General features: G+C 67.0%; 18 protein-coding genes. 8 read left to right on the top strand and 10 right to left on the bottom strand.

What is annotated here, in order from left to right; genetic code table 11:
* Positions 1–641 precede the first annotated feature (641 nt).
* The 4 genes from C7401_RS16165 to gtdA all read right to left on the bottom strand — a co-directional run bounded on the left by C7401_RS16165 (position 642) and on the right by gtdA (position 4416).
* Positions 642–1850, bottom strand: coding sequence for a 3-hydroxybenzoate 6-monooxygenase (locus tag C7401_RS16165; RefSeq protein WP_112172391.1), 1209 nt, complete (start codon positions 1848–1850; stop codon positions 642–644).
* Between the two features lie 41 nt (positions 1851–1891).
* On the bottom strand, positions 1892–2542 hold the full coding sequence (maiA, locus tag C7401_RS16160; RefSeq protein ID WP_112172390.1) for a maleylacetoacetate isomerase: 651 nt from the start codon (positions 2540–2542) through the stop codon (positions 1892–1894).
* A gap of 29 nt (positions 2543–2571) precedes the next feature.
* On the bottom strand, positions 2572–3270 hold the full coding sequence (locus tag C7401_RS16155) for a fumarylacetoacetate hydrolase family protein (protein WP_112172389.1): 699 nt from the start codon (positions 3268–3270) through the stop codon (positions 2572–2574).
* Between the two features lie 96 nt (positions 3271–3366).
* Positions 3367–4416, bottom strand: coding sequence for a gentisate 1,2-dioxygenase (gtdA, locus tag C7401_RS16150; RefSeq protein ID WP_112172419.1), 1050 nt, complete (start codon positions 4414–4416; stop codon positions 3367–3369).
* Between the two features lie 136 nt (positions 4417–4552).
* Here gtdA and C7401_RS16145 point away from each other — a divergent pair, with 136 nt between their 5' ends.
* The 3 genes from C7401_RS16145 (at position 4553) to C7401_RS16135 (ending at position 7188) form a co-directional block, all read left to right on the top strand.
* Positions 4553–5494, top strand: a complete 942-nt coding sequence (locus tag C7401_RS16145; RefSeq protein WP_112172388.1) for a LysR substrate-binding domain-containing protein — start codon at positions 4553–4555, stop codon at positions 5492–5494.
* A gap of 173 nt (positions 5495–5667) precedes the next feature.
* The gene (locus tag C7401_RS16140; RefSeq protein WP_112172387.1) at positions 5668–6042 is read left to right on the top strand and encodes a Rap1a/Tai family immunity protein; all 375 of its coding nucleotides are present in this window, start codon (positions 5668–5670) and stop codon (positions 6040–6042) included.
* A 138-nt stretch (positions 6043–6180) separates the two neighbouring features.
* Positions 6181–7188 (top strand): aldo/keto reductase, encoded by a 1008-nt coding sequence (locus C7401_RS16135; RefSeq protein ID WP_112172386.1) that lies wholly within the window; start codon positions 6181–6183, stop codon positions 7186–7188.
* 48 nt (positions 7189–7236) lie between these two features.
* Here the strand turns inward: C7401_RS16135 and C7401_RS16130 are convergent, their stop codons facing one another.
* Entirely contained in the window at positions 7237–8130 is an 894-nt protein-coding gene (locus C7401_RS16130) for a LysR family transcriptional regulator (RefSeq protein WP_112172385.1), read from the bottom strand.
* A gap of 93 nt (positions 8131–8223) precedes the next feature.
* Positions 8224–8628, bottom strand: a complete 405-nt coding sequence (locus C7401_RS16125; protein ID WP_112172384.1) for a rhodanese-like domain-containing protein — start codon at positions 8626–8628, stop codon at positions 8224–8226.
* A gap of 106 nt (positions 8629–8734) precedes the next feature.
* Between C7401_RS16125 and ftrA the strand changes: the two genes are divergently transcribed.
* Positions 8735–9730 (top strand): transcriptional regulator FtrA, encoded by a 996-nt coding sequence (gene ftrA / locus C7401_RS16120; RefSeq protein WP_112172383.1) that lies wholly within the window; start codon positions 8735–8737, stop codon positions 9728–9730.
* A gap of 15 nt (positions 9731–9745) precedes the next feature.
* On the opposite strand, the gene C7401_RS16115 is transcribed toward ftrA, so the two are convergent.
* A complete protein-coding gene (locus tag C7401_RS16115; RefSeq protein ID WP_112172382.1) occupies positions 9746–11344 on the bottom strand; it encodes an MFS transporter in 1599 nt (532 codons plus the stop codon).
* Positions 11345–11490: 146 nt separating this feature from the next.
* Between C7401_RS16115 and C7401_RS16110 the strand changes: the two genes are divergently transcribed.
* The 4 genes from C7401_RS16110 to C7401_RS16095 all read left to right on the top strand — a co-directional run bounded on the left by C7401_RS16110 (position 11491) and on the right by C7401_RS16095 (position 15067).
* Entirely contained in the window at positions 11491–12381 is an 891-nt protein-coding gene (locus tag C7401_RS16110) for a LysR family transcriptional regulator (protein ID WP_112172381.1), read from the top strand.
* Between the two features lie 266 nt (positions 12382–12647).
* Complete coding sequence (locus C7401_RS16105) at positions 12648–14159, top strand: SulP family inorganic anion transporter (RefSeq protein WP_112172380.1); 1512 nt, start codon at positions 12648–12650, stop codon at positions 14157–14159.
* A gap of 139 nt (positions 14160–14298) precedes the next feature.
* Positions 14299–14742, top strand: a complete 444-nt coding sequence (locus tag C7401_RS16100) for a MerR family transcriptional regulator (RefSeq protein WP_112172379.1) — start codon at positions 14299–14301, stop codon at positions 14740–14742.
* Entirely contained in the window at positions 14672–15067 is a 396-nt protein-coding gene (locus C7401_RS16095) for a carboxymuconolactone decarboxylase family protein (RefSeq protein WP_165841916.1), read from the top strand. Before C7401_RS16100 ends, C7401_RS16095 begins: the two co-directional genes overlap by 71 nt.
* Before the next feature lie 26 nt (positions 15068–15093).
* Here the strand turns inward: C7401_RS16095 and C7401_RS16090 are convergent, their stop codons facing one another.
* The 3 genes from C7401_RS16090 to C7401_RS16080 form a co-directional block, all read right to left on the bottom strand.
* Positions 15094–16716: an OprD family outer membrane porin gene (locus tag C7401_RS16090; RefSeq protein WP_112172377.1), complete on the bottom strand. Its 1623-nt coding sequence runs from the start codon at positions 16714–16716 to the stop codon at positions 15094–15096.
* A gap of 92 nt (positions 16717–16808) precedes the next feature.
* On the bottom strand, positions 16809–17834 hold the full coding sequence (locus tag C7401_RS16085) for an ABC transporter ATP-binding protein (protein ID WP_112172376.1): 1026 nt from the start codon (positions 17832–17834) through the stop codon (positions 16809–16811).
* Entirely contained in the window at positions 17831–18844 is a 1014-nt protein-coding gene (locus C7401_RS16080; RefSeq protein ID WP_112172375.1) for an ABC transporter ATP-binding protein, read from the bottom strand. Before C7401_RS16080 ends, C7401_RS16085 begins: the two co-directional genes overlap by 4 nt.
* Position 18845: the final 1 nt, after the last annotated feature.

Genomic DNA, 18845 nt, shown 5'->3' with positions numbered 1-18845 from the left:
TGCCTGCGAAGCTACCGTGCGTTTCTTCTTCATCGGCATATCCATGATTTTTACCTCTCATGATATGCCTCGCCCACGAAATGACGGATAGGTCCGGCGGCACCTACTTTTCTTTGCAGCGGCAAAGAAAAGTAGGCAAAAGAAAGCCGCTCAAACCGCTAGTGCCTGCCACCGTTCACCCCGCGCCACCCCAGATAGTGGCTCCAGAGCGTCTGTCACCTCGCACCTTTGAACGTAGTGACAAAGGGCTCATTCTTCCGGCGGCGCTACGCGCCCCGAAGGGCATAACCAAAACCACAAACCCCGCGTAGGCAAGGCGGGTTTCCCTTGCAGACCTTTCCGCAGCGCGCGAAGCGAGCGGCGGGAAGTATGACTGCCTTGTCACCAGGTTCAAGGGTGCGAGGTGACGGATGCTCCGGAGCCACAGACAAATACGGCGCGGGGTGAACGGTGGCGGGCATTGGCGGTGTGAGCGGCTTTCTTTTGCCTACTTTTCTTTGCCGCTGCAAAGAAAAGTAGGTGCCGCCCCGCACAGGGGCAACGCTCGCAGACCGACACGAAAGCAAGGAAAGGCCAAAACCGCCAGGAACCCCGCCATCAACCCGAGCCAACCTCAACCGCCAGGGCCCAAGCGCCAGCGCTCAGACCACCACGGTATCGAGACAATCCTCAGCCCGCCACCCATATAGCCATTGCAGCGAATCATAAAACTGCTCCTGACTGCGCCCCACCCACAACGCATTGCGCACAAGACGCTCCACACCCATCGCGTGATAAACGCGCCCCATCTCACGCGCCGAGTAGAGCACGCGCGCCGTGCGCGGAATGCGCACCGCTTCATAGCGCTTGAATGCCGCGACGAAGTCGCCATCGGCGGCGTTGACGGCAGCGCCGAGCGTCACAGCATCCTCCAGCGCCTGGCAGGCGCCCTGAGCCACGTACTGCGTCATGGGGTGCGCAGCGTCGCCGAGTATCGTCGCGCGCCCGAAGCTCCATTGTTCGACCGGGTCGCGGTCGGCGGTAGCCCATCGCTTCCACGAGGTGGGCCGGTCGAGCATCTGGCGCGGCAGTGCGTCGATTCCTTCGAAGTACGAAAGGACTTCTTCCTTGCTGCCGTCGCGCACGCCCCAGACTTCCTGCTCGCGGCTGTGAAAGGTCACGACGAGGTTGTACTGCCGCCCGCCGCGCAGCGGGTAGTGCACGAGGTGGCAGTGCGGCCCGGCCCACACCACGGGCGCGTTGAGCTGCAAGTCCTTCGGCATGTTTTCCGTGTCGACCACGGCGCGGTAGACCACATGTCCCGTCACACGCGGCTCGTCGCCGATCAACGCGGCGCGTACCGCCGACTTCACGCCGTCGCAGCCGATCACCGCGTCGGCGCTGTAGCGCTCGCCGTGCTGGTCGGTCACAGTCACGCCGTGCTCGTCCTGTTCGAGCGCCTTGATCTGCGTGTTCGTGCGGAACTGGATCAGCGGATTGTCCTTCACCGCTTCGAGGATCGACAGGTGGATATCGGCGCGATGAATCACGCCGTACGGATTGGCAAAGCGCTCGCGAAAGCGCGCACCCGTTTCGATGCGCGCAACCGGCCTGGCATTGGTCGCATCCATGAGCGTGAGCGAGTCCGTGAACACCGCGCGACTGCGCGCCGCCTCGCCCGCGCCGAGCGCATCGAGCGCCGTGAACGCATTGGGCCCGAGCTGGATGCCCGCGCCGATTTCGCCGATCTGCGCGGCCTGTTCGAGCAGCAGCACGCGAACGTTGGCGCGCGCGAGCGCGAGCGCCGCGGCCAGGCCGCCGATACCGCCGCCCACCACGATCGCGCGGCGCGCCGGTTGGGATGTATGCATGTCTTGTCTCCTGAATGACTTGTTGGGGCGGCGGCTGGCCGCTATGCGATGTAATCGGGCTGGCGTTGCGGCTCGGCCGCGGCGAACGCCGGATGTTCGCGGGCGTGACGGTAGACCGCCATGCTGCGTTCGTAGGCCGAGAGGTCGCAGCCCATGCGCAGCGCGTTGGCGATTTGCGGCACGAGGCAGCAATCGGCGAGCGTGGGCGCCGCGCCGAAGCACCACGGTCCCTCATGCGTGGCGGCGGCCTGAGCGAGCAGACGCTCGACGCCCGCCATGCCTTCGTCGATCCAGTGCCGATACCACGCGTCCTTCTGCTCCGGCGTCACTGCCAGCACGTTCTGGAGGTACTTGAGCACGCGCAGGTTGTTGACGGGGTGCATGTCGCAGCCGATCAGATACGCGAGTTCGAGCACGTGCGCACGCCGTTGCGGGTCCGCCGGAATCAGGCGCGGCTCGGGATGGCGCGCATCGAGCCAGTCGATGATGGCGAGCGACTGGCCGAGATGAAAATCGCCCTCGACGATGGCGGGCACCGCCGCCGAAGCGTTCACGTTCTCGACGTATTGGGGCGCGCAATGCTCGCCGGTGCGAATGTTCACGCCGAGATACTCATGCTCGACGCCCTTGAGCCGCAGTGCGATGCGCACGCGGTACGAGGTCGAGCTGTTGAAGAAGCTGTAGAGCTGCACGATGACGTTTCCTGTAGGCGCGAAGCGGCTCAAACCACTTTCACGGTCAGCTCGCCCAGGCGCTCCACGCCCACCTTCATGGTGTCGCCGGTCTTCACGGGGCCCACGCCTTCGGGCGTGCCGGTGAAGATCACGTCGCCCGGTTCGAGGCGGAAGAACTGCGAGAGGTACGCGACCGTTTCCGCGACCGACCAGATGAGATGCGAGACATCGCTCTTTTGCTTCGTTTCGCCGTTCACGGTGAGCCACAGCGCCGCGTTGTCGAAGTGCCCGGCAACGCTCGCCGGATGTACGGGGCCGACCGGCGCCGAGAGATCGAACGCCTTGCCGATTTCCCAGGGGCGGCCCATTTCGCGCATTTTCATCTGGAGGTCGCGACGCGTCATGTCGAGGCCGACTGCGTAGCCCCAGACGTGCGAGAGCGCGTCTTCAAGAGCGATGTCCGAGCCCGCCTTGCCGATCACGGCCACGAGTTCCGCTTCGTAGTGGTAGTTCTGCGTTTGCGCCGGGTAGGGCAGTTCGAGCGTTTCGCCGTAGGCCACGGGCACGATGGCGTTATCGGGCTTGCAGAAGAAGAAGGGCGGCTCGCGGTCCGGGTCGAAGCCCATTTCGCGCGCGTGCGCGGCGTAGTTGCGGCCCACGCAGTAGACGCGGCGCACCGCGAATTGATCGGTCGAGCCGGCGACGGCAAGGGCGACGGGCGCCTCGGGCTGGAAAACGAATGCCATGTTGGTTGCTCTATGAGAGTGAATCAGTTGATATGGATTGCGAAATTATGATGTAGCGGGCGCGTCCTGACGAGCGGCGCGCTTCACGGCAGAACGTCAGCCGAGGCGCTCCTCGCGCAGCAGGTTGAGCGCTGCGAGCACGGGGCGATCGGAGTAGCTGAACAGCACGGCGTCGCTTTCGGCTTCGAGTTGCACCGGCATCCACGAGGGCGCGACGAACACGTCGTGCGCGTCGAACGCGAAACGCTCCTCGCCGATACGCACTGCGCCGCTGCCCTCCACCACGCAGTAGACGGTGGAGTCCGTGCTGCGATACGGCTTGCCCCTGAAGCCCTTCGGCAGGAACTGCATGAAGGTCGCCATGGTCGGCATGGGCCAGCCACCCGTGGCCGGATTCACGTAACGCAGCTTCACGCCGTCCCAGTCGTCGAGATCGCCGTGGCGGTAGAGCGTGTCGAGCGCTTCGCGGCTGCGCGCGTACGGATAGCTGAAGATGGGCGAAGTCGGGTCGGTCACGGTATGGCGCACCGGCACCATGTTGTGGCCGAAGCGCGCAAAGCTGTCGCCTTCGGGGCGCGCGACGGGTTGCGTGGCTTCGGGGTAGTTCTCGGCGAAGCCGGCGTCGAGATGGCCGAGCAGCGGAATGTCCAGGCCGTCGAGCCACACCACGGGCTCGCCGCCTTCCTCTACGGTGGGGTTGCCGTGATCGTGCCAGGTCCACGAGGGCGTGATGATGAAGTCGCCGGGATGCATGGTGGTGCGCTCGCCGTTCACGGCCGTCCACGCGCCCTTGCCTTCGACGATGAAGCGCAGCGCCGACTGCGTGTGGCGATGGCTCGGCGCGATTTCTCCGGGAAGGATCAACTGAAGGCCGCCGTAGAGGTTGGGCGAGAGGCTCGACTTGCCGGGCAGGCCGGGATTTTCGAGCACGAGCACGCGGCGGATCGCTTCCTCGGCGCTGATGACCGCGCCTGCCTGCATGACGAGCTCGCGCACCTGCGCGTACTTCCAGATGGCGGGCAGCGCCTGCGGGCGCGGCGACTTCGGCACGAGGCTGTGCAGCGACTCCCACAGCGGGGACATGCCGCTGCGCGCGATCTGCGCATAGTAGGCTTCGCGCTCGGGCGTGGCCGTGCCGGCTGACATGCTGGACATGCGAGTCTCCTGAAATTCGTTGTATTGGGTGGCGGTTGAACGAATTTATAATCCCGCAAGACATATCCAGTAAAATCACAAATTCATCTTATCCATATGTTTGTGGATATACCTTGGCGAGGAGATCATGGACTGGACTCACCGTTTGCGGCTGCGGCACCTGCAAATGCTGCTTTCCGTGGCGCAGACCGGCAATCTGAGCCAGTCGGCGGAGGCGCTCAACACCACGCAGCCGGCGCTTTCGAAGTGGCTCAAGGACCTCGAAGCCGACATCGGCCTGGCGCTGTTCGAGCGCCATGCGCGCGGCCTGCGGCCGACGCCGTACGGCGAAGCGCTCATCGAGCACGCGCGCCGCATAGAGGGGCACCTGGACAGCGCGCGCGACGACATGCTCGCGTTGCGCGAGGGCGGCAGCGGCCTCATCTCGATCGGCACGTCGGGGGTCTCGGCGGCGGACACGGTGCCGCTCGCGGTGGCGCGCCTCATCGAGGCGATGCCGCGCGCGCAGGTGCGCCTCGTCGAAAGCACCATGAACCTGATGATGCCCGCGCTCGTGCACGGCGATCTCGACATCGTGGTGGGGCGTGCCGCCAACGCCCAGTTCGACGCGACGCTGGAGATGGAAACGCTCTATCGCGACCCGGTGAATTTCGTCGTGGGCCTTGGGCATCCGCTCGCGAAACGGCGCAAGGTGGACTGGCACGATTTGTTCGAATATCCGTGGATCGTCTGGCCGGCGGGCACGCCCATTCGCACCGCGCTCGAAGCGGCGCTCGCGGCGGCGGGGCGCGCCATGCCCCGGCACGCGGTGGAGTCGAATTCGTCGATGCTCAACGTGACGCTGCTGAACCAGACGCACCTGATCGGCGTGGCCTCGCACCGCGCTGCCGTGCGCTTCGAGCATCTGAACGTGCTTCGCGTGCTCGCCATGCCCATGCCGCTCGGCGGCTCGGGCGCGGTGGGCATGTACTGGCGGCGCGACAGCGTGGGCCGCGCGGCGGTCGCGCTCGCGCTCGACTGCCTGCGTGAGAGCGCGAATCCATCAGGCGAGGGTCAGACCGGGACGTGACGCCATCGCGAGATAACGCGATGCGCGGTGGGAAAACGTTGCTTGTCGGTATCGCATTGAGCCGCGTTGACTGAGAACAAGCTGACGGGCGTGGCCTGACGGTATGCTGCGCGGGCAGCGCGTGGGCGTCAAACCACGGCTGAATTTTTCCCACGCCGAGGTTTTATCCAGGAATGAAAAAGGTCACGCTTGCCGGTCTCTCACTGGCTATCACGGCTATTGCGCTGAGCGCGGGCGGTGCGCTGGCGCAAACTCCCCAGCCGGGCCCGGCGCCCTCGATCGATCAGGGCGATGTGTTCCTGGCCGTGTGCCAGAAGCCCGAGAACCTCGACGCATGCATCATGTATCTCGCCGGTTATACAAACGGCGCGCTGGTTCAGTCCGTCATCGACAAGCAGCGGCCGCGCTACTGCATCCCGCCGAACGTCGGCCGCAAGGACCAGCTCGTTGCCGTCACGACGTGGATGAGAGGGCACCTCGAACATGTGCTCGAACCCACCGCGGCGGTGGTCTACAAGGCGCTGATTGGCGCTTACCCGTGCCGGTAGCCGCGCCGCTGCGAGGCTCGGCCGGGTTTGGCCATTTCATGAATTGCATTCATGAAAGCATGCGCGATTCAGGGCTTTATCGAAAGACGGCGACGTATTTAAATCTCCACTTCGGCAACGAGTTCGAAGTGAGAGGATATGGACTATCGCAATCTGGGCCGCAGTGCGCTCAAGGTTTCCCCGTTGTGCCTCGGCGCGATGATGTTCGGCGGCGAGACCGACGAGGCCACGTCGAAGCGCATCATCGAAAAGGCATTCGAGCAGGGCGTGAATTTCATCGACACGGCCGACGTTTATCACGCGGGCCGCTCGGAAGCGATCGTGGGCCGCGCGATTGCGGCGCAGCGCGATAGCTGGGTCGTGGCGACCAAGTTCGGCTTTCCGTTCGCGCAAGGCCCGAACGAGCAAGGCCAGTCGCGCAAGTGGATCTATCAGTCGGTGGAGGCGAGCCTGAAGCGCCTTGGCACCGATTACATCGACATTCTCTATTTCCATCGCGCGCTGCCCGACGTGCCGCTCGAAGAGAGCGTGCGCGCCGTGGGCGACCTGATTCGCCAGGGCAAGGTGCGTTATTTCGGCGTGTCGAACTTTCGCGGCTGGCGCATTGCGGAGATCGCGCGGCTGGCCGACCAGATGGGCATCGACCGGCCCGTGGCGAGCGAGCCGCTCTACAACATCGTCGACCGCACGGCCGAGGTCGAGCAGTTGCCCGCCGCCGCGCATTACGGGCTCGGCGTGGTCTCGTATAGTCCGCTAGCGCGCGGCGTGCTGACCGGCAAATACGCCGTCGATGCGCCGCCGCCCGGCGACAGCCGCGCGGGCCGTGGCGACCGCCGCATCCAGCAGACGGAATGGCGCACGGAGTCGCTGCGCATCGCGAAGCAGATCGCCGATTACGCGGCGCAGCGCGGCGTGACGCCGATCGCGTTCGCGCTTGCCTGGGTGCTGAAGAATCGTCATGTGAGTTCGACGATCGCGGGGCCGCGCACCGAGGCGCATTGGGACAGCTATTTCGAGGCGCTGAGCGTGCAGCTCGGGCCCGACGACGAGGCGTTCATCGACAGCCTCGTGCCGCCGGGGCATGCTTCCACGCCGGGCTACACCGATCCGGGCTATCCCGTGGAAGGACGCAAGACCGGCGTTTGATCTGGCCGCTGAGTCGGCATCTAACCTCGCGCTGCGTTACCCTGCGGGTTACGCTCGATAACGCAGCGCGTCGATCACGAGCGCGAGCGCGCGCGACGATTGCCGCCGGCTCGGGTAGAACGCGTGGTAGCCCGGAAACACCGGGCACCAGTCCTTGAGCACGCTTTTCAGGCGCGCTTCGCGTATGAACGGCAGCGCGACGTTCTCGGGCAAAAAGGCGAGACCGTGGCCGTCCAGCGCCGCGTTGAGCATTTGCGGCACGGCGTTGAAGGTGAGCTGGCCGTCCACGCGCACCTGCAATTCGTGCTCGCCCTTCTTCAGTTCCCAGGCATACAGCCCGCCCGACGACGTGAGCCTCAGCGTGATGCAGTTGTGCTTGAGCAGATCCTGCGGCGTTCGCGGCACCTTGTTTGCGGCGAAATAATCGGGAGAACCAACGATCGCCATCTTCACGTCGGGCCCGATGCGCACCGCGATCATGTCCTTGGCCACCTGATCGCCCAGGCGCACGCCAATGTCGTAGCGGTCGGCGACGATGTCGCGCAGGCCGTAATCCACGGTGATTTCCACCTTGATGTCGGGATAGCTCGCGAGCACGGGGCGCAGTTTCGGCCAGATCACGCTGTCGATGGGATGATCGATCGCGGTAATGCGGATCGTGCCCGCGGGCTTGTCGCGCAACTCGGTGAGGGCGGCGAGCTCGGTGTCGATCTGCTCGAAGCGGGGCGCCACGGCCTGAAAGAGCTGCTCGCCGGCCTCGGTAGTCGAGACGCTGCGGGTGGTGCGCGTGAGCAGGCGCAGACCCAGACGCGTTTCCAGACTACGGATGGTATGGCTTAGCGCCGACTGCGACACGCCCAGTTGCGCGGCGGCGCGGGTGAAACTGCGCTCGCGCGCAACGGCGAGAAACGCAAGGAGATCGCTGAAATTTTCACGCGCCATGGAAGTGCTCGAAGTCGGGGCCGGAGTGGTGCGAATCGTATCACCGGGGGCGCGGCGGCGTGAAAAGGGCGTCAACGCATCGGGCGGCGGGCGTCAGGCTGTCGCTTCGACGGCCAATTCGAAGCCCTCGTCGAGCCAGCCCGTCACGCCGCCGATCATCACCTTGACGGGCCGCCCCAACTGGGCCAGCCGGATCGCCCCGCGCGTGGCGCCATTGCAATGCGGCCCCGCGCAGTAGGTCACGAAAAGCGTGTCGGCCGGATACGCGGCGAGCTTCGAGGCAATGATCTTGCCGTGCGGCAGGTTGACCGCGCCCGGCACGTGGCCGCTCGCGTAGCTTGCGGGCCCGCGCACGTCGAGCAGTACGAAGTCCGCGGGGCCGTCGCTCGTCAGCGCGGCGTGGACGTCGGAGCAGTCGGTTTCGAAGCGCAGCGAAGCGGTGAAGTGCGCGAGCGCTTCGGCGCTTGCGGCGGTGGCGACGGCGGATACGGTCGACATGGGGGCTCTCCTGAGTGTCGTGTTGCGTTGCGATGGCATCCATTGTGGGGGGGGCGACGCATGACGTGCCAGTGGCGCGATTGCCAATCTCCGGTAACATCGCGCCATGAACGAATCGACTTCACACCTCGTTGTCGCGCTCGCCTACGACAGGCTTTGCACCTTCGAATTCGGCTGCGTGACGGAGTTTTTCGCGCTGGAGCGCCCGGAGCTTGGCGTGGACTGGTATCGCTTTGCCGTGTGCGCGGGCGAGCGCGGGCCGCTGCGCGCGGCGGGCGGCATCACGGTGCAGGCGCCCTATACGCTCGCCATGCTCGATCGCGCGCAGACCATCGTCATACCGGGCTGGCGCGATGCTGACGAAATCCCGCCCGAACCACTGCTCAGAAAGCTGCGCGCGGCCTATGCGCGCGGGGCGCGGCTGTGCTCGATCTGCTCCGGCGTGTTCGTGCTGGCGGCGGCGGGCGTGCTGGACGGCAAACGCGTGACGACGCACTGGCGCTACGCCGAGCGCCTGCAACAGCGCTATCCGCGTGTGATCGTGGAGCCGCAGGCGCTGTACGTCGACGAAGGCCAGGTACTGACCTCGGCGGGCTCGGCCGCGGGGCTCGACATGTTGCTGCACCTCGTGCGCCGCGATCATGGCGGCGCGGTGGCCAATCGCGTGGCGCAGCGTCTCGTGGTTGCGCCGCACCGCGAGGGCGGCCAGGCGCAGTTCGTGCCGCGCCCCATGCCGCCCGACGAAGCGAGCCGCCTTGCCAGGCTGATGGACTGGGTGCGCGCGAATCCGCGCCGCGCGCACAGTGTGGAGTCGATGGCCGCCAGGGCGGTCATGAGCCCGCGCACGCTGCAACGGCAGTTTCTCGAAGCGACGGGCATGGGACCGTACGAATGGGTGCTGCGCGAGCGCGTGAGCGTCGCGCGCGAGTTGCTGGAGTCGCGGCCGCGCCTGACGCTCGCGCGCGTTGCCGAACTGGCCGGCTTCGGTTCCGAGGAGTCGATGCGGCGGCACTTCAGGCGCATCGCCTTGACGAGCCCGGCGGCTTATCGTGCGAAGTTCGGTACGCAATCCGGCGCGAAAGCAAGTGGCGAAACCGCATAGCGTGGCGCGCGATCGTCACGCCTTGCCGCGCTCGCGGACGATCGTTGCGGCGCGCTTCGGCGTAGCCGCCGGTTGCGCGTTGTGTTCGCGCGTGCGTCCGAGAAAGGCGAGCACCGCAAGCGCGCAGATGAGCGTCAGCGCCGCCAGTCCCGTAAGCAGGACCGAAAACGCGTCGGCATAGGCGTCGCGCAGCGCCGCGGCGGACAAGCCCGGCAGCCACGCCGAGGCTTGCGCGAGGTCGCCCGTCGCGAGTCTTGCCGCCGCCTGGGCGAGGGCGCCCGCATCGGCATGAGCGTGATTCACGGCGCCGAGCCGCGTTTGCGTGAGCGCAGCCAGCACCGCGCTCACACAGGCAAGCGCGATGCCTTCGCCCGCCACGCGCGTCGTGCTGAAGATGCCCGTGGCCATGCCCGCGCGCTCTTTCGGCACGACGCTCACGGAAAGGCCGTCCATCAAGCCCCAGGGCATCGCCGCGCCTGCGCCGATCGCAAGCATGGGTCCGATGGTCCGTTCGATTGCCAAGCCGTGCGCGCCGCCGCGCAGCGCAAGGCCGAGCGCATACAGCCCCACGGCGGCGATGGCGAGCCCGATGCCCGAAACCACGCCCGGCGCTAGCCAGCGCGTGAGCATGGCGGCCGCGAGCGGCACGACGAGCATGGGCGCGGAGAGCGCGAGCATGAGCCAGCCCGCGTCGATCTCGCGGTAGCCCTCCACGCCGATCAGCCGCAGCGGCAGCACGACGAGCAGCACGATGTAGCAAAAGCAGGTGGCGACGGGCAGCAACTGCACGCCCACGAAGCGCGGATAGCGAAACAGCGAGAGATCGAGCATGGGGCGCGCAATGCGCGTTTCGATCGCGACAAAGGCGCAGCCCAGCACCGCCGAGGCGCCCAGCAAGCCCGCGACGAGCGCATTCGACCAGCCACGCGCCGGCGCTTCGATCACGCCGTAGGTGAAGCACGAAAGCGCGGCGGTGAAGGTGAGCGTGCCCGCCCAGTCGAGCCCGCGCGCGTGCGGGTCGCGCGACTCGCGCATGCGCGGCACGCCGAAGGCGAGCGCGAGCGCGCCCGCGACCGCGCCCGTCGCGAACACGGCGCGCCAGCCGAGGCGATCGATCAACAGCCCGGCGATCACGGGCCCGAACGCGAGCCCCAGGCCGAAGGTCGTGCCGAGCAGGCTGAACGCGCGCGTTCGCGCATGGCCGTCGAATTCCTGCGCGAGCGCCGCCGTGCCGCCCGCGAGCGCGGCGGCGGCCGCGATGCCCTGCGCGGCGCGCAGCAGGTCCAGCGCGAGCAGCGAAGGCGCGCACGCGAGCGCGATCGATGCCAGTGTGAAGCCGCCTATGCCGAGCGCGAACACGCGCCTGCGCCCATACCGGTCGGCGAGCGTGCCCGCCGCCATCAACAGGCTGCCGAAGGCGAGCATGAAAGCGTTGGTGATCCAGTTGAGGGCGGCCGGGCTGCCGGCCGTGCCGGCGGCGAAGGCCCGGCCGATGGCGGGCGTCGCGACGGCGCCGCCCGAGAAGGCGAGCGGCAAGGCGAGGGCGGCGAGGCAGACCGCGGCCAGGATCGCGACCCGGCGCGAGCGCTCGCTGTCGTTGCGAAGAGACGTCATGAGTGGGCTCCGGAGAGTCGCCGGACGTCCGCCGGCAGGAGCGAGCAACGATAATGCGCAGGCGCGCGCGGAAAAACAGTCTGGCGCTCCGGGCATTGCGGAACGCAATTCGCGAATCGTTGCGCGCGAGACCACTCGAACACGACATGGACAACCTCAACGGCATCGTCGCCTTCGTGCGCGTCGCGCAGGCGCTCAGCTTCGTTGCGGCCGGGCGCACGCTCGGCATCTCGGCCTCGGCGGTCGGCAAGAGCATTGCGCGGCTGGAGCAGTCGCTCGGCGTGCGGCTCTTTCATCGCACCACGCGCCGCATCACGCTGACCGAGGAAGGGCAGCTTTTCTACGAGCGCTGCCATCGCATGCTCGAAGAGTTGCGCGACACGCGCGAGCTGCTGTCGGCCGCCGCGCAAACGCCGCGCGGCCGCCTGCGCGTGAGCCTGCCCGCCATCGGCTATCGCTTCCTGCTGCCGGTGCTGCCCGAGTTCGCGCAACGCTACCCGGAAATCGAACTCGATCTGGACTTCAGCGACCACATGGTCGATCTCGTGGAGGGCGGCTTCGACGCGGCGATCCGCAGCGGGCCGCTCAGCGATTCGAGCCTGATGGCGCGGCGGCTGGGGCCGTTTCGCTTCGTGCTCGCCGCGTCGCCCGCCTATCTCGCCCGCGCGGGCGTGCCGCGCACGCCAGCCGATCTGGAGGCGCATGCGTGTGTGCGCTACCGTTTCGCCACCACGGGCAAGCTGCAACCGTGGGACATCGCGAGCGGCGCGCAAGCGCTGCCGGCGCTGCGCTGCGCGCTCGTGTGCAACAACATGGAGGCCTTGCGCGGGGCCGTGGAGGCGGGCTTCGGCATTGGCTACATGCCCGATTTTCTCGCTCGCGGCGCGGTCGCGGCGGGCACGCTCAGGACCGTGCTGGACGATGCCTGCGAAGCGCGGGGCCAGTTCTCGATCCTCTGGCCCTCTAACCGGCAGCTCACGCCGCGCCTGCGCGTGTTCGTCGATTTCATTTGCGAGCGGCTTTTCAAGGCGCGCTGAAGCCGCTGTCACGCTGTTATTGCGCCGCCGGGGTCACGGCGGATTCATGCCAATCGTGCTAGCATGCGCGCTTTCGTCCGTCTGGATCCGGGCGCGCGCCCACACGCACGCGCCTCGCGCGAGAGGCTGCCTGCCTCGCGAATCTTCGCGACGGCATGACGCCGCCGCATCGCGCCCCGACCTTGTCCCCGCCCCCCTTCGAGCCAGCGCGACGCGCGGGGCGTGGCAGCGACATTCAGCCAACCTGCCGCAATCCATACCGCTTCATGGAAACCGACCGTTCCGGCTCGCGCCGTCCTGCTTCCCGTTTTTCACTGCTGCGCGGCGAACTGCTCGCGGGCCTCACGTCGTCGTTCGCGCTCGTGCCCGAGTGCATCGCGTTCGCGCTCGTCGCGGGCGTGAACCCGCTCGCGGGTCTGTATGGCGCGTTCTTCATCTGCACGATCACGGCCCTGTTCGGCGGGCGGCCCGGCATGATCTCGGGCGCGGCGGGGTCGATGGCCGTGGTGATCGTCGCGCTCGTGGTCCAGCACGGGCCGCAGTACCTGTTCGCCACGGTGGTGCTGAGCGGCATTGTCATGATGCTGTTCGGCGCGTTGCGCCTGGGCAAGCTGATCCGCATGGTGCCCCACCCGGTGATGCTCGGCTTCGTGAACGGCCTGGCGATCATCATCGCCCGCGCGCAGTTCGAGCACTTCAAGGTGCCGGGTCCGCAGGGGCCGCAGTGGATGCACGGATCGGCCCTCGCGCTCATGGCGGGGCTCGTCGCGCTCACCATGGCGATCGTGTTCGTGCTGCCGCGCCTCACCAAGGCGGCGCCGCCCGCGCTCGTGGCGATCGTCGGCGTGGGGCTCGCCGCGCAACTCCTGCATTTGCCCGCGCGCACGCTCGGCGATATGGCGCACATCGCGGGCGGCCTGCCCGCGTTCGCGCTCCCCGCCGTGCCGTTCGACTTCGCCACGCTGAAGATCGTGCTGCCCTACGCGGTGCTGATGGCGATGGTGGGGCTGCTGGAGACGCTCCTCACGCTCAATCTCACCGACGACGTGACGGCCACGCGCGGCCAGCCCAACCGCGAGTGCGTGGCGCTGGGCGCGGCAAACGTCGCATCGGGCCTGTTCAGCGCGATGGGCGGCTGCGCGATGATCGGCCAGACCGTGATCAACCTCGGCTCGGGTGGCCGCGCGCGGATTTCCGGCGTGACGAGCGGCGTGATGATCCTGCTCTATATCCTGTTCCTTTCGCCGCTGATCGAGCGCATTCCGCTCGCGGCGCTGGTGGGCGTGATGTTCGTGGTGGCGGGGCAAACTTTCGCATGGGGATCGCTGCGCGTGCTGCACAAGGTGCCGCGCAATGACGCCGTGGTGATCGTCGCGGTCACGCTCATCACCGTTTGCACGGATCTCGCCACGGCGGTGCTGTGCGGCATCGTGATCGCCTCGCTCAATTTCGCGTGGCAGCATGCGCGCGAGTTCCGCTGCGACGTGCGCGATGTCAACGACGGGGCCGAGCGCGAGCGCGTTTACGCACCGCGCGGCACGCTGTTTTTCGCCTCCGCCGCGCATTTCCAGACGCTGTTCGATCCGCAGCGCGACCCCGCCGCCGTGACGATCGATTGCGCGCATCTGCATGTGGCCGACCACTCGGCCATCGCCGCGCTCGAAGCGGTGCACGCGCGCTATGAGCGGGCGGGCAAGCGGCTCGTGTTCGCGCATCTTTCGCCGCGTTGCAGCGGGTTGCTGGCGCGTGCGGAGGTGGCGGTGAAGGTGGCGGCCTAGCCGCTCGCCTCACGCTCCGCTCACGCGAGCAGCCCCGTCCCATTGACAATGGCAGTGAGGACAGCGCAGTCGAAAAAAAGTGCTTGACCTGGAGTGCACTCGAAGTCCCACGATCTCGACTGTCGATGAGGAGAAGCGCATGAAGATTGGCGAACTGGCCGCACTTTCGGGCCTTTCGGCCCACACGATCCGCTATTACGAGCGCATCGGGCTGATTCCCTATGCCGTTCGCGACGACACGGGCCAGCGCGCTTACGACCGCAGCGTGCTCGACTGGATCGGCTTCCTGGGCCGCCTGAAGACGACGGGCATGCCGATTCAGGGCATGCTGCGTTATGCGCAGCTACGCGCGGCGGGTCCGGCAACCGAAGGCGAGCGCGGCGAGTTGCTGGCGGCGCACCGCGATGCGGTGCGTGCGCAGGTTGCCGAACTTCAGGCGTGTCTTCTCGTTCTCGACAAAAAGATCGAAGGTTATTCCCACGCCATGCAAAGGAACGAGAATGCACAACACGATGAATCAATCCGGCGACGTCCGGCAGGAAAGCCGCCTCGCAAGAGGCCAGCGCATGCTCACGGCGATTGACGGCAGCGCCGGCGAACATGTGATCGACGCGCTGGCCGATATCGCGCCCGACTTCGCGCGCTACCTGCTGGAGTTCCCGTTCGGGGACATCTACGCGCGGCCGGGCCTCGATCTGCGCTCGCGCGAGATCGCCACCATCGCCGCGCTCACGGCCGTGGGCCATGCGCTGCCGCAGCTCAAGGTGCACATTGCGGCGGGACTCAACGTGGGGCTCTCGCGCGAGGAGATCGTCGAGACGATCATGCAGATGGCCGTGTACGCGGGCTTTCCCGCCGCGCTCAACGGGCTTTTCGCGGCGCGCGAGGTGTTCGCAAGCAAGGCGTGAGGCGTGCCCCGCTTGCGGTGGCCGCATCAGAACAGTTTCAACGGCATGTTCACGACGAGGCGATACTCCATGTTGCTCGGGTCTGAGTAATACTTCGAGCCGTGATGCCACATGGCGATGAACGTGAACTTCGTGTCCTTGAAACGCCCGTCCTGCACGGTATAGGACGGAATGAGGCCGAACTCGTGATGCGAGCCGTGCACGGGCTGCCCGTCTTTCCAGTAGAGGTTGTAGAGCGGGCTCGCCGGCGTGGGGTTGGCGAGCGCGCCCGCTGTTGCATTGGCGCCCCAGCCTAGCGCGTACCAGAGCATGGCTTTCGCGCCCGGCAGGCCCGCATATTTACCGTCGAAGCCATAGCGCACCTGGAACGACTGTTCGTGAGGCGCGTTGTAGTCCACGTCCATCGAGTTGACGAGATAAATGCCCGCGGTCTCGTTCACGTAGTCGAAGAACTGGTCGCCGAGCACCTCCTGATAGCCGAGAAAGAGTGAATGCGGGCCGTGCTGCGCCGACAGCGAAAGGCTGTACGCGTTGCTGTTGATCGGGCCTTGCAGCGCGCTGCCGGCGTTGTGCGTCGAGTAGATGTTGAAGAAGCCCGTCCACTTGATCGTCGACGGGTCGCCGTAGCTCTGCTGCAACGAGCCATAGTACTGACGCCACACATCGTCGGCCTGGTTCGCGAAGAGCGCGAGGCTGCCGCTTTTGCTGTAGTCCCAACTGCCGCCCAGGTAGCTGAAGCGCTTGAACGACACACCGCCGTAAGTGGTGGAGAGATCGACGAGGTTCGTGTGTCCGCGCGGGTTCACCTTCGTGAAGCTGCCCGCCTGTAGCGCGACGTTCGAGATGTCGTTGCTCACGAGCGAAGCGCCGAGGAAGGTGGGCGGCAGGGCGCGGTTGTCGTGCGGCTCGAAGAACGGGTTGTCGGAGACCATTTGCAGGCCGTACTTCACGACTGTGTCGGAGATGCGCGCCTTCACGTCGTAAATGCCGGGGTAGGCCCACGCGAGCTGATTCGAGCCGCCGCCGTCCTTGCCCACGTGCACCATGTTGCCCGCACCCGCGCCGCCGTCGAGCTTGAGCGCCGCATAGAGCGAGGCGTCGACTCCGAGGCCCACGGGCCCCTGCGTGTAGCCCGAGGTGTAGTCGAGCATCGCGCCCTGCACCCACGCATGGCGGTGCGGGCCGCCTTGCACGTCGAGGTGGTCGGCGTAGTTGCGCAGATTGAGCGTGAGGTGGCTGTCCGCGATAAAGCCTTTGCTTTGCGACTGGCTCGATTGAGCGGGCTTCGTGTTGTCGGCCTTCACGGCGCGGTTCACGCTCAGGTCGGGCGAGCCCGATGCGAGACGCTCGGGGGCGTTGGGCTGCACGAGCGCGTCGGGGTGCTGTGCGTGCATCTGCACCGGGGCCGTGGCGGCATCGGCCTGCGCGGTTGACGGCGTGGTGTGCGTAGCCGTTTTGCGGCGCGCTTTGTGGCGGGCTTTCTTCGCTTTATTGGGCGCGGGTTGCTGGGCCTGTGGCTGCGATTGTGGCTGCGTTTGAGTTTGCGCCTGTGTTTGCACTTGCGCGCCTGCCGCCAGGCTCAACGGCAGTCCGATCGTGAGCAGCGCGAGTCGTGCGGCGTATTGCCTGTTCCTGTGTCCTCTTTTCATCACGTCTCCATAAGTATGGTCGTTGTTATTCCGCAAACACTAAGGAATGCGAACGGTTTGTGAGGCCCGCCCGCAAGGGCGAAGCGGGCACTTCAGGCCGCGCGTGGATCTTCCGCCGTGCGCGGGTGCCAGCAGGCGACAATCGAATGGCCGCAGCGGGAAGCCACGGGCGGCGGCGTGGCGGCGGCGCACTGCGCCGAGGCACTTGGGCAGCGTGTGCGGAATGCGCAACCCGAAGGCGGCTTGAGCGGCGAGGCGATCTCCCCGCGCAGCAGCGGTGCGTGGCGCTCGCGGGCGCGCGCCGGGTCGGGTAGCGGCACGGCGTCGAGCAGCGCGCGCGTGTAAGGGTGAGCGGGGTCGTCGTACACGGTCCCGCGCGCGCCGAGTTCCATGACGCGCCCCAGATACATCACCATCACGCGATGGCTGATGGCTTTGACCACAGCCAGGTCGTGCGCGACGAAAAGCAGCGAGAGCGACAACTCGCGTTGCAGGTCGCGCAGCAGGTTGACGATCTGCGCCTGAATGGAAACGTCGAGCGCGGAAACCGGTTCGTCGCAGATCACGAGCGCGGGCTCGCCGATCAGCGCGCGCGCGATGCCCACGCGCTGGCACTGACCACCCGAGAATTCGTGCGCGCGGCGTTCCAGGTGATGCGCGTTCAATCCCACGCGTTCGAGCATGGCGAGCACGCGGCGCGCGGTCTCCTTGCGGCCCAGATGCGGCGCGTGCGTGCGCAATGGCTCGGCAACGATCTCGCCGATCGACATGCGCGGGTCGAGCGAGGCAAGCGGGTCCTGGAAAATCATCTGCACGCCACGACGCAGGTTGCCGAGGCGGCGACGCGCGCCGAGCACGGTTTCTTCTCCCTGCCAGCTCACGCTGCCTGAGGCGACGGGTGCGAGGCCGATCACGGCGCGCGCAAGCGTGGACTTGCCGCAGCCCGATTCACCCACGAGCCCGAGCGTTTCGCCACGCCCAATATCGAAGGAAATACCGTTTACGGCGTGCAGCAGCGCCTTTTGCCACGGCCACGCGCCGCGTGCGACGCGAAAGTTCACCGCGAGGTCGCGCACGCTCAGGAGCGGGGCGCCTGGCGCTATCGTGGGGTTCGTCATGCGTGGACTCCCGGTGCGGCGCGCAAGGCGCCGTCGTGGCGAATCGGCAGGTGGCATGCGCGTGCGCGCGTGTGCGGCGGCGTGGCCACGGATTCGAGCGGCGGCATTTGCGTGCGGCACCGTTCGAGCGCAGCGGCGCAGCGCGGCGCGAATGCGCAACCGGGGCCGAGGTTGCCCGGCATCGGCGGGTTGCCGGGAATCGTGCGCAGCGGCGCGCCGCCTGGCGCATCGAGCCGCGGCAGTGCGCCCAGCAGTCCCGCCGTGTAGGGATGCAGCGGCTGCTCGAACAACGCGCGCGCGCTCGCCTTTTCCACCGCGCGGCCGGCGTACATCACCATGACGTCGTCGCAAAGCTCGGCTACCACGCCCATGTCGTGCGTGATGAGCAGGATCGCGGTACCGCGCTCGCGGTTCATCTCGCGCAGCAGTGCCATGATCTGCGCCTGCACCGTGACGTCGAGCGCCGTGGTCGGTTCGTCGGCGATCAGCACGTCGGGCTCCATCATCAGCGCCGCCGCGATCAGCACGCGTTGGCGCATGCCGCCCGAGAATTCATGCGGATACATGGCGATGCGCCGCGCGGCGTCGGGAATGCGCACGCGCTCCAGCGCCTCGATCGCGCGCTGGCGGGCCGTGCGCCGCGTGACCTTGCGGTGCAGTTGCAGGGCCTCGGTCATTTGCCGTTCGACGGTAAGGAACGGATTGAGCGAGGTCATCGGGTCCTGAAAGATCATGGCGATGCGGTCGCCGCGAATGCGGTTGAGTGCGCGCGGTTTCATGTCGAGCAGGTTCTCGCCGCGCAGGCGCGCATGGCCGGTGGCACGGCCATTCGAGGCGAGCAAGCCGAGCAGCCCCATCACCGTTTGACTCTTGCCGGAACCCGACTCGCCGACGATGCCGAGCGTCCCGCCCGCTTCGAGCGAGAAGGAAACGTCGTGCACGACGGTCACGGGCGGCTCGTCGCGGCGTTCGAAACGCACGCTCAGGTCCTGAACTTCGAGCAGGGCCATG

The organism is Paraburkholderia unamae, assembly GCF_003268775.1.
Lineage (GTDB): Bacteria > Pseudomonadota > Gammaproteobacteria > Burkholderiales > Burkholderiaceae > Paraburkholderia > Paraburkholderia unamae.
The sequence above is the reverse complement of the archived record's forward strand: the minus strand, read 5'-3'. Positions and strand labels throughout refer to the sequence as shown.